Annotated in this window: 7 protein-coding genes; 2 read left to right on the plus strand and 5 right to left on the minus strand. The window is 69.2% G+C overall.

Features of this window, described 5'->3' with window-relative positions:
- Window positions 1–218 precede the first annotated feature (218 nt).
- Window positions 219–626: a hypothetical protein gene (locus Q8O14_04530; protein ID MDP2360005.1), complete on the plus strand. Its 408-nt coding sequence runs from the start codon at window positions 219–221 to the stop codon at window positions 624–626.
- Window positions 626–3,901, plus strand: coding sequence for a M43 family zinc metalloprotease (locus tag Q8O14_04535; GenBank protein MDP2360006.1), 3,276 nt, complete (start codon window positions 626–628; stop codon window positions 3,899–3,901). Before Q8O14_04530 ends, Q8O14_04535 begins: the two co-directional genes overlap by 1 nt.
- Before the next feature lie 77 nt (window positions 3,902–3,978).
- Here the strand turns inward: Q8O14_04535 and Q8O14_04540 are convergent, their stop codons facing one another.
- Genes Q8O14_04540 through Q8O14_04560 form a run of 5 tightly spaced genes read right to left on the minus strand, consistent with a single transcriptional unit; the run spans window position 3,979 to window position 11,126 of the window.
- A complete protein-coding gene (locus Q8O14_04540; GenBank protein MDP2360007.1) occupies window positions 3,979–6,063 on the minus strand; it encodes an alpha-amylase family glycosyl hydrolase in 2,085 nt (694 codons plus the stop codon).
- Between the two features lie 3 nt (window positions 6,064–6,066).
- Entirely contained in the window at window positions 6,067–7,416 is a 1,350-nt protein-coding gene (locus tag Q8O14_04545; protein ID MDP2360008.1) for a M18 family aminopeptidase, read from the minus strand.
- Between the two features lie 10 nt (window positions 7,417–7,426).
- Complete coding sequence (glgP, locus tag Q8O14_04550) at window positions 7,427–9,907, minus strand: alpha-glucan family phosphorylase (GenBank protein ID MDP2360009.1); 2,481 nt, start codon at window positions 9,905–9,907, stop codon at window positions 7,427–7,429.
- Window positions 9,904–10,245, minus strand: a complete 342-nt coding sequence (locus Q8O14_04555; protein MDP2360010.1) for a phage holin family protein — start codon at window positions 10,243–10,245, stop codon at window positions 9,904–9,906. Before Q8O14_04555 ends, glgP begins: the two co-directional genes overlap by 4 nt.
- Window positions 10,242–11,126 carry a patatin-like phospholipase family protein gene (locus Q8O14_04560; GenBank protein MDP2360011.1) on the minus strand — a complete coding sequence of 295 codons (885 nt, stop codon included), beginning with the start codon at window positions 11,124–11,126 and terminating at the stop codon, window positions 10,242–10,244. The genes Q8O14_04555 and Q8O14_04560 overlap by 4 nt, the downstream gene beginning before the upstream one ends.
- Window positions 11,127–11,401: the final 275 nt, after the last annotated feature.

Genomic DNA, 11,401 nt, shown 5'->3' on the forward strand with positions numbered 1-11,401 from the left:
AAACTGGATACTGAGTGAGGACGGCATGATGGGCTCCTTTCGTGAATGCGTCACGAAGATCGGCCCGGGGTGGGACATGTCAACTCATTGACCTTGATCAGCAGCCACTTCGGTAGCTGAAACTGCTGCGTAATCGGGTAAGCCAATGCCTGTTCCTGACCATGGTGGGCGGCGCCGCCTGGGCCGCCGATCCGGCCCTGGAGGCCTCGTCCGCGCCAATGGAGAACGCCGCCCGGCGGACGCAGGCGCACCGCGGACCCATCGACCAGCTGGCCGCCGAGACCCGCCAGGCCGTGGCGGCCCTGGAGGCCGAGGCCGCCGCCGACCCGGCTCGCCACGAGGAGCTGCAGCTGCGCATCCAGGACCTCAAGGCGTCCGCCGAGCCGGAGCGTCTGCTCCTGCTGGCCGCGACCTGTCGTCAGGCCGGCCGGCTGGAAGAGGCGGAGCGGGCTGAGGCGGAACTGGCCCGGCTGCGCCGCGTCGCTCCCCTGCGCCAGTCCGCTCAGCCGCTCAGTCCGGAAGAGAAGGTCACCCTGGAGCGCGCGCTGGGCGCTGCAGCACCCGCCGCCACCCGGGAAGCGCCCACGGTCATGACTCCCTCCAGCGAGGAAGGAGGGGTCCAGTGATGCGCCACCTCCTGATCCTGCTAACCCTGCTGCTTGGCCTTGGCGGCACCCGCCCCGCCCAGGCCGACACGATGGAGGGCGGCCGCCAGACCTGCGCCAGCGAGCTGAGCACCCTCGACCTGGAGTTCTACCAGCGCAACCTGGCGGCCGGCGTCTACGAATACGACGCCGCCCGCACCCAGGCCACCTACCTGGTCTACCTCGCCTTCCACGTGGTGCGAACCACCAGCGGCACGGGCGGCATCGCGCAGTCCCAGCTGGACCAGGCGATGGTGGACCTGGCCACGGCCTTCGCCGGCACCGGCATCTGCTTCCATGTGCTGCTGCAGGACACGATCAACAGCAGCACCTATTACAACATCGACAGCGACGCCGAGCGCAGCGCGCTCAAGGCCATCAACAACCATCCCAACGCCATCGACTGCTACTTTGTCAACGATGACGACGGCTGGTGTGGCATGTCCTCCTTCACCTGGAGTCCCGACCAGGGCATCACCTTCAGCAACAGCTGCGTGGGCCTGGCCAGCAACCCCAGCACCTTTCCCCATGAGGTCGGCCACTACTTCGACCTGCTCCACACCCACGAGACGGCCAACGGATCGGAGTGCCCCAACGGCAGCAACTGCGGCACGGCGGGGGACGGCCTCTGCGACACGCCGGCCGACCCCGGCCTGGGCACAGGCAACGTCAACGCCAGTTGTACCTACACGGGCAACTCGACCATCTTTTGCGCGGGGCAGACACGGACCTACAGCCCCAGTACGATCAATCTCATGAGTTACAGCCGCAAGACCTGCCGCACCCAGTTCACGGCCAACCAGCGCACGCGCATGCTGGCCACCCTGACCGGGCCGCGCTGGGGCGAGGTGGGCTTCAATGCCCCCGACTTCGATGCCCCCACCCCGGCGGGTTGGAGCAACTCCATCGTGCCGCGCAACACGACCGGGGCCAGCAACGCCAGCTGCCTGGTGACCAGCACCCTGCCCGGCAACAGCAACGGCACCTGGCTCAACGCGGCCACGCGCCAAGCCAACAGCAACGCCATCTTCCCCTTCATCCACAATCGCCTCTACCTGGACGACGTGCATTTCTGGAATTACAACTACGGATGGGGCACCAACTGGGTGGGGACGCTCTACTACACCAATTTCGGCCCCATCACGGTGCGCGGCGGGCGCCACGCCCTCACCGCCCGGCTCGACTGGGACGATGAGGTCTGCGAGACCAACGAGAACGACAACGTGGACCACAGCCAGTGGGTCTGGTCGCCCTACCAGCTGGCCGCCGGCGCCAGCGTGAGCCGCAGCGCCCCGCCCGCCCGCATGACCAGCACCTTCACCTATCCCAACTGCGACGGCTTCCAGTTCACGGGCAGCAGCTGGTGGACGGCCATCGCCATCCAGCCCGTCAGCTCGACGGCCGACTACGACATCAACCTGCATCAGGGCTACGCCAACTCGACGACGGGCTTCGCCGCCACCCTGGCCTCCTCCGCCTATGGCAGCGGCTTGCCCGACTGGGTGCTCATCAACCACAACAACGCGGGCTACGGCGGCTCCTACGAGGCGGGCGTCACCAACTACAACAACCAGTCCGGGAACGTGCGCGTCAACCGCGTCAATAGCCGGACCGTGAGCCAGGTCGATGGCACCCGCGTCTGCGGCGAGCTGGCCGCCAACCAGATCCTCGACATCTTCGAATTTTACATCGCGGCCGACGAACTCAACCTGAGCTGGAGAATGGACCTGAGCAGCGAGCAGTCCGCCGACCTGGACCTCTACCTCTACGACCGGACGGTGGAGTACGCCGGTCGCTCCAGCCACCTGGCCGTGAGCTCCAACAACGGCACCCCCAGCGAGACGATCACCCAGACCTTCACCACTGCCGGCTATTACGCCCTGGTCGTGGCCAAGCGCGGCTCGGCGGATCTGGGCACGGCCTGCGCCTACGATCTCACCTTCAGCGTCAGCGCCTTCCGGCTGGGTATCTACCCGCCCACCACGCCCCAGGTGGCGGTGGTCCAGGACACCAACCCCTGGGGTTCCACCGAGTGGACGGACCAGTTGACGGCCGCCGGCATCGCCTACGACGTCATCACCACGGCCAGCCTCGCCGCGACGAACCTGGTCACCTATAGTCTGATCATCGTGCCCAGCCCCACTTCCAACGGCTCCTACCTGAACATCCGCGACAACCTGGAGCGGCTGGACGACTGGAACCTTTCCGGCGGCGTGCTCATCATGGCCACCGGTCCCAACAACAGCTCGGGAAGCGGTCATGGCATCGTGGAAGGCATCTCCCAAACCTGGCAGACCTGCGCCACGGCCCACCCCACCGGCCACATCCTGGTGACGGGCGTGGGGGCCGACGCGCCGGGCAACAACGCCGTGCACTACGTCTACAGCAACGTGCCGGCCGGGTGGACGACCCTGGCCACCACCGACTGTGGCACGGGCAGCCCCTGCATGCTCACCAACGAGAGTCGCGGCCTCGTTCTCTACGGGGCGCCCATGGAGCACAGCGAACTCTACTTCAACTGCAGCCTGGGCGAGAGCATCGAAAACCTGGTGGCCTGGGGCTGGAAGCGCGCCCGGCAGACAGTGCGCGGCTATGGCACGCCCAACGGCTCCAGCGCGGTGCGCCAGCTGGTCTATCGCAACGGCAGCTTGTTCGGCAGCGCCTCGCACTCCACCAGCGAGGCTCTCTCCTGGCTGAGCATGTCGCCGACCTCGGGCAACCTCAGCGGCCTGGGCACGGTGACGACCAACTGGACCTTCAATCCGAGCGGCCTGTCGGCGGGGACCTATCGCGGCACGGCCACGGTGACCACCAGCCTCTACAACTCGCCGGAGACGGTCCATGCCGTGTTCACGGTGGGCAGCCGCAAGCCGGTGGCGCCGCTGGTCGTCTCGCTCACGCCGGTGGACTTCAGCACGGGCAACGCCACCCTGCAACTGACCTTCAATCCGGTCACCGTGGACATCAACGGCAATCCGATCACGGTGGAATACTACAACCTCTACTACGACGACAATCCCTATCTGGACTCGCCGGGCGTGGCCCCCACCAACCTGACCAGCCTGCTCCTCTATTTCGGCAACGTGGGCATGCTGGAGCAGGGCTTCGTGCGCGTGACGGCGGTGGATGAGAACGGCCTGCTGGTGGCGGACAGCCATCCCGAGCTGCCGCTGCCCGACGCCGCCACGCTGCAGACCGCCCCCGCGTCCTTCCTGCGGCCCGTGCTGCCGGAGGCGGTCAACGAGTCCACCCGCTGATCCGACCTGCCACTATCCATGAGAAGCCCCGGCCGCGGCCGGGGCTTCTCATTCTGCCAGGAATGGTCGGTGAGGGATCAGTCTGTCATCTGCTGCAGAACCACCAGGGAGAAGGGCTCCAGGTGCAGGAGCCCACCCCGCCGCGCCGCCGGGCCGGGCTCCAGGCAAGGCGGCTCCGGCCGGGCCGTGTCCAGCACCAGGCGCCACTGGCGGCCGGCCCCGGGCGGGGGCGGCGTGAAGTCGAGGCTTTCCTGCCAGAAGTTGAACGCGACATAGAGGTCGGGTGCGCCCGCCATGCCGCGCAGGGTCCAGGCCAGGCAGCGTGAGCCGGCGCTGAAGTCCGGCTTGTAAGGCCGCGTGCCGTGCCACTCCAGGTCCTCCGCCGTGAGGAAGCGGTCGTGGCGCAGGGAGGGGTGGGCGGCGCGCAGGGCGATGAGGCCGCGCACGAAGGCGTGCAGGTCGGCGTTCTGCTCCAGCAGGCTCCAGTCCAGCCAGGACAGCTCGTTGTCCTGGCACCAGGCGTTGTTGTTGCCGCGCTGGCTGCGCCCCAGCTCGTCGCCGGCCAGCAGCATGGGCGTGCCCTGGGAGAGGAAGAGCAGGGCCAGGTGGTTGCGCTGCTGGCGCCGGCGCAGATCCAGCACCTCCGGGCGCCCGGTCGGCCCCTCCACGCCGCAATTCCAGCTGTAGTTCTCGTTCAGTCCGTCCCGGTTCTGCTCGCCGTTCTCCTCGTTGTGCTTGCGGTCGTAGGAGACGAGATCGGCCAGGGTGAAGCCGTCGTGGCAGGTGATGAAATTGAGGGAGTGGGCCGGTCCGCGCCCGTTCCACTGGAAGAGATCCGAGGAGCCGCAGAGGCGGCTGGCCGCCGCGCCCGTGAAGCCCGGCTCCCCGCGCACCAGGCGGCGCATCTCGTCCCGGTAGCGTCCGTTCCATTGGGACCAGCCGCCCCCCGGCCGCAGACGGCCGCCCGCTCCGCGCAAGCCCTCGTCGAAACTGCCCACCTGGTAGAGGCCGGCCGCGTCCCAGGCCTCGGCGATGAGGCGCGTCCCGGCCAGCACCGGATCCAGGGTGATCTGCTCCAGCACCGGCGGACTGACCAGGACATGACCCTCCGGATCCCGGCCCATCACGGCTGCCAGGTCGAAGCGGAAGCCGTCCACGCCGAACTCCGTCACCCAGCTGCGCAGGCAGGTCAGGATGTAGTCGCGCACGATGGGATGGTTGCAGTTGAAGGTGTTGCCGCAGCCCGTGAAGTCCAGATAGGCGCCGTCCGGGCCGTGCATGTACCAGATCTCGTCGTCCAGCCCGCGGAAGTGGAGGGTAGGGCCGCGCGCGCTGCCCTCCGCTGTGTGGTTGAGCACCACGTCGAGGATCACCTCGATGCCGGCGCCATGCAGGGCGTCCACCATGGCGCGGAATTCCTCCACGGCGGCGAGGGGTTCCCCTCGGGCGGCGTAGTGGGTGGCCGGCGCCAGCAGGCCCACCGGGTCGTAGCCCCAGTAGTTGCTCAAGCCCTTGCCGGTGCGGGGGTTGATGAAGACGTTGGCGTGCGGATCGAAGACATGGACGGGCATCAGCTCCACCGCCGTGACGCCCAGGTCCCGCAGATAGGGGATGCGCTCGGCGAGGCCGGCATAGGTGCCGGGTTTTGCCACGCCGCTGGAGGGGTGGGCGGTGAAGCCCTTGACGTGCAGCTCGTAGATGACGAGGTCCTGCAGGGGGCGGCGGGGCGGGCGGGGATGCCGCCAGACATGCCCGGGCAGGGGAAACCACGCATGGAAGCCCACGCGCATGCCGTCCTGGTGGCGTCCGAGGGCGCGGGACCAGGGGTCGGCCAGATCCTGGCCGTCCACCCGCCAGGCGTAGCGCACGGGCCTGGCCAGGCCCCCCACCTCCACATGCCAGACCTGCCCCGTGCGGTTGGCGGCTTCGTCCAACTCCAGCTCGAGCACCGGCTCGCCGCGTTCGCGGTCGAGGATGAGGAGGGAGACCTGCCGGGCGCGGGTGGTGGGCAGGGCGAAGTTGACCCGGCCATGCAGGGGGTCGGCCGTGCAGCCGGGTGGACAGCTGGCCCCCAGCGGCAGGCAGCGGCCCGGCCCTTCCCCCAGCTGGTGGGGCGGCTCCAGCACCCGGGTGGGATCGCCGTGGAGACGCAGCCGGGCCACGGCTCAGTCCACCCGCAGGAAGGTGGCCAGCGCCTCCGTCATCCAGAGCGGGTCCAGGGCGCCGGCGCACTCCCGCACGCTGTGCATGGAGAGCATGGGATTGCCCACGTCCACGGCCGGGATGCCCAGGCGGGCCGAGGCCATGGGACCGATCGTCGTGCCGCAGGGCAGGTCCGTGCGATGGACGTAGTGCTGCACCGGCACGCCGGCGGCCTGGCAGATCCGCTCGAAGCGGGCCGCCCCCTCGCCATTGGTCGTGTAGCGCAGGTTGCTGTTGTGCTTGATGACCGGCCCGCGGTTGAGGAAGGCCTGATGCTGCGGATCGTACCAGCGCAGGTAGTTGGGGTGCAGGGCGTGGGCCATGTCGGCGCTGATGAGGAAGCTGCGCGAGCAGGCCCGCAGGAAGTCGCCGCGGCCGCCCCCCAGCGCCTCGTGGACGCGCTCCAGCAGGTCCGGCAGGAAGCTGCCGTCGGCGCCCTGGGGACTTTGGCTGCCCACCTCCTCATGGTCGAAGAAGACAGCCAGGGCGGTGGCGGCGGGGCGGATCCCCTCCTCCACCAGACGCTGCACGGCCAGGAGGCCGGCGTGGCACATGGCCAGGTTGTCCAGCCGCCCGGCGGCGATGAACTCCCGACCCGGCCCCCAGAAGGCCGCCGCCTGCAGATCCCAGGCGCAGAGGTCGAAGCCGAGGATCGCCCCCGGGTCCACGCCCGCCGTCTCCGCCAGCAGTCCGCGCAGAAGGCCGCCCTCGGGCAGTCCCTCCTCCGCCGTTGCCAGCAGCAGGGGCAACTCCTCCTGCTTGTCCAGCACCAGGCCCTTGTTGTTCACTTCGCGGTTGAGGTGGATGGCCGGATTGGCCAGCCGCAGGAGGGCCTGCTCCAGCCGCACGGTCCGCGTGAGGACGGCCGTGGCCGAGGCGGGATCCTCCAGCACCAGGCGACCGGCCAGCCCCAGCTCGCGATCGGTCCAGGTGGCCAGGATGGGTCCGCCGTAGACCTCCACCCCCAGGCGCAGCAGGCCGCCCTTGGCATGCTCGCCCTGAGGCTTGACGCGCAGGCCGGGGGAATCGGTGTGGGCGCCCATCAGGCGGAAGCCGGCCCGGGCCGGGGCCTCCCCCCCCGCCACGAAGGCGGCCAGGGCGCTGCCGGCGCGGGTGGTGAAGTAGCCGCGCCCCGCCTCCAGCTCCCAGGCCTCGCCCTCCTCCAGGCGCAGGAAACCGGCCGCCGTCAGCCGGCGCCCCATCTCCTCCACCGCATGCCAGGGGCTGGGGGAGGCGTCGAGGAAGGCCAGCAGGTCCGCGGCGCAGGCATCGTGGCGCGCCAGATCCCCTCCCGTCCCGTCCAGTGCCGTCATCGCGGACCTCCTACTCGATCTTCTGGTGGAACCAGTAGCACATGCCCATCTCCATGTTGCCGGCCAGCCAGGGGTGGCGCGGCAGGACACGCAGCTTGAGTTCGGCCTTGCGCAAGTCCGGGTCGCAGAAATAGAGGCGGTAGCCCCAGGTGCCGTCCTCCTCGCCCGGGCCGCTCAGCTCCAGTTCCTGGCAGCGGATGTGGTCGTTCACCCGCATGAAGAGTTCGACCTTGACCTCCGAGGGTTTGAGCAGGCCCAGGTAGAGCCCGGCGTCGATCTCCACGCACTCGTTCTCCCGGCGCGCCTTGAGCCAGGTGTCGGTCATGTGGTACCAGCGCTTGAGCAAACTGCGCTTGTACTGCACGTAATCCCGCACCGCCTGCCAGTCATCGAGGCGGGCCCGGTGGTGCTTCTCGGCGGCGGGCAGATAGCCCTGCTCGACGTAGTCCCGCACCATGCGGCTGGTGCTGAAGCGCGCCGTGCAGCTGACCATGCTCTCCTTCATGCAGGCCACCCAGCCCACCGGCACGCCCTGGCTGTCCCGCTCGTAGAAGAGGGGGACGATCTGCTCCTCCAGCCGCTCGTAGAGGGAGCGCACGTCGTAGTAGTCCTGGATCTTCTCGTCACCGTAGTCCAGGTCGCGCCCGATGCTCCAGCCGTTGCGGCCGTTGAAGCCCTCCACCCACCAGCCGTCCAGGACGGAGAAGTTGATCCCGCCGTTGGGACAGACCTTCTGCCCGCTGGTGCCGCTGGCCTCGAGGGGCCGCCGCGGGTTGTTCAGCCACAGGTCCGCCCCCTGGACGAGGAAACGCGCCAGCGCGAGGTTGTAGCCCTCGAGCAGGATGACCCGCCCCTGGAAGCGCTCCATCAGGCTGATCTCGTGGAGGCGGCGGATGAGGGCCTGGCCCGGGTGGTCGGCGGGATGGGCCTTGCCGGCGAAGACCAGCGTGACCGGATGGGAGGGGTCGTTGAGCAGGCGGTGCAGGCGGTCCAGGTCGTCGAAGATGAGCAGGGCCCGCTTGTAGGTGGCGAAACGCCGGGCGAAGCAGATGAAAAGGGATTGGGGATCAATGCGGGAGAGGATGCGCTCCAGGGGCAGGCCGGGCGCCTCCAGGCGCTTCGTCAGGTTGCGGCGGATCTCCGCCACCAGCCGCGCCTTGAGGGTCTGGTGGCGTCGCCAGACCTCCTGGTCGGGCAGAGCGCGCAGGGCCTCCCAGGCGGGCGCGTCCAGCAGCTTGCGCTCCCAGTCCTCGCCCAGGGCCTGCCCATAGAGCTCGCGGAACTCGGGGGCCACCCAGCTGGCGGTGTGGATGCCGTTGGTGACGTGCCCGATGGGCGTCTCGTCGATGGGCACCTGGTGCCAGAGGTGGTACCACATCTTGCGGCTCACCTCCCCGTGCAGCATGGAGACGCCGTTGGCGAAGCGCGAGAGGCGCACGGCCAGCGCCGTCAGGCTGAACAGCTTGTAGCCGCTCGTGTCCGTCTCCGTGCCCAGCTCCAGCAGGCGGTGGAAGTCGATGCCGCCCTTCTGGCAGTAGTCGTGGAAGTAGCGCTGGAGGCGCGGCAGGAGGAAGGCCTCGTTGCCGGCGGGCACCGGCGTGTGGGTGGTGAAGACGGTGGAGGAGGCGGTGGCCTCCACCGCCGTCTCGAAGTCCAGGCCCTTGGCCAGATGCTCGCGCACGCGCTCCACGGCCAGGAAGGCGCTGTGTCCCTCGTTCATGTGCCAGACGTTGGGGTTGAGCCCCAGGGCGCGCAGGGCGCGCACGCCGCCGATGCCAAGGATGATCTCCTGGGCCAGGCGCGTGTCGCGGTCCCCGCCATATAGCTGCCAGGTGAGGGCGCGGTCCGGCCCCTGGTTGCCCACCACGTCGCTGTCCAGCAGGAGCAAGCGGGCGATGCCCACCCGCGCCTCCCAGACCGCCAGCAGCAGCTCGCGGCCCGGCAGCTCCACCGAGACGCGCAGCGGCCGGCCGTCCGCCCCCGCCAGCTCGCGGACGGGCAGGTGCTCCAGGTTCATCAGCGCCAGATGGGCGTGCTGCACGCCCTCGTGGTCGATGCGCTGGGTGAAGTAGCCCTGCCGGTAGAGGAGGCCCACGCCCACGAAGGGCAGTCCCAGGTCGTGGGCGCTCTTGATGTGGTCGCCCGACAGCACGCCCAGGCCGCCGCTGTAGATGGGCAGGCTGCCGTGGATGCCGTATTCGGCCGAGAAATAAGCCACCAGCCGTCCCTGGAGGCCCTGCGGGCAGCGGGCCTGGGCGGCGGCCAGGTCCGCCTCGAGGTGGGCCTGGACCTCCTTGATGGATTTCTTGAAGGCGGCGTCCTTCTCCAGGGCGGCCAGCCGCGCCGGTGGCAGCTCGCGCACGAGGCGGACGGGGTTCTCGTGGGTGTCGAAGGCGGACTCGTCCAGGGAGCGCAGGAAGTCCCGGTACCAGGGCGTCCAGCTCCACAGCAGGTTGCCCGCCAGGTCGAGCAGGGTGTCGCGCAGGTTCATGCATGCTCCTTCTTGAGGAGGCCGTTGACGATGAGGGTGACCACCGACAGGAGGAAGGCCCCCAGCACGGCGCTGCCGAAGCCCTTCACGTGGAAGCCGTCCACCAGCCAGGCGGTCAGGGCCAGGCAGGCGCCGTTGATCACCAGGGTGAAGAGACCCAGACTGAGCAGGTTGACCGGCAGGGTCAGCAGCAGCAGCACCGGTTTGAAGCTAAGGTTGATCAGGCCGAGCACCAAGGCGGCGATGGCGCTGCTGAGGAGGCTGTCGGACCAGATGCCCGGCAACACCTGCAGCACGACGAGCAGACCGAAGAAGGTGACGGCCAGCCGCCGGATCATGCGGCGTCCTCCCGCGGCCGCTCCGCCGGCGCGCGTTCGGGCTCCGTCTCCAGGCGCGCCAGCATGGCCTGCAGCTCCGGCAAATGGCGTCCCATGTGATGTCGGCCGCGCTCGTGGAGGTCGGCCATGGCCCCCACCGACCAGAAACGCACGATCTCCCGCCACCGGCTGAAGCAGAGCGGCTGGTCGGAGAAAGGCTGGATGAGCAGGTCGCTGTGCCGGGTCTGGATCTGCAGGCGCCGGGCCACCAGCGGCAGGTAGATGGAGCGGTAGACCACCTGCGGCATGTGGCGCAGCAGCTCGGCCGGCATGACGGCGTTCATCTCCAGGCTGCTGGTCAGCACCACGCCCCGCGGCCCCACCAGCTGCCGGCAGAGGTCCGCCGGCACATTGTTGGTGATGCCGCCGTCGCCGCAGAGGTGGCCCTCCAGCTCGACGGGCGGGTAGATGCCGGGGAGGGCGGCCGAGGCGAGGACGATCTCGCGGCAGGGACCGTGGTCGTACACGAGCTGCCGGCCCTCCACCAGATCGGTCACCACCACGTGGAGGGGAATGGCCAGCTCCTCCAGCCGGGCGGGCAGGGAGAAGCGGTCGAGCAGGCGCAGGATGGCCTCCGGCGCGAAAAGTCCGCCCCGCCGCCAGGCCGGCTTCAGCCAGGCCAGCCGCTGGTCGCGGCGATAGAGGGCCTCGCGGATGCGGCCAGGGGGGATGCCTGCCGCCAGCAGCAGACCCACCAGGCTGCCGGTGGACGAGCTGGTGATCAGCTCGGGCCGCAGGCCGGCGTTCTCCAGCTCCTCGACCACGCCCAGGTGGGTCAGGCAGCGCACGCCGCCGCCGCCCAGCACAAGGCCGAAACGGGGCGGCCGCTTCACCGCCGTCATGGCTCTCCTCCCGCCTGTTGTTCAACTCCGATGGTCAGGTCACTGCCATCCCAGCCAACAAGCCTATCATTCCAGCGAAAGCTGGGATCCCCTGCGCCTCTCCGGCAACTCACGGATCTTGCGGGGCAAGCGCCGCTCTCTTGCACCTTTCTTTCACGGGCGAAAGAAAGGTGCCCAAAGAAAGCCCTCTCCAAGACACTCAGGGCCCTAACTAGGCGGCCTCACGGCCGCCGTCGCACAGAGGGCCCTATCACCTGATGCGCCTGCCGTGGCCA

This window comes from bacterium (assembly GCA_030685015.1).
In the GTDB taxonomy this organism is placed as follows: domain Bacteria; phylum CAIWAD01; class CAIWAD01; order CAIWAD01; family CAIWAD01; genus CAIWAD01.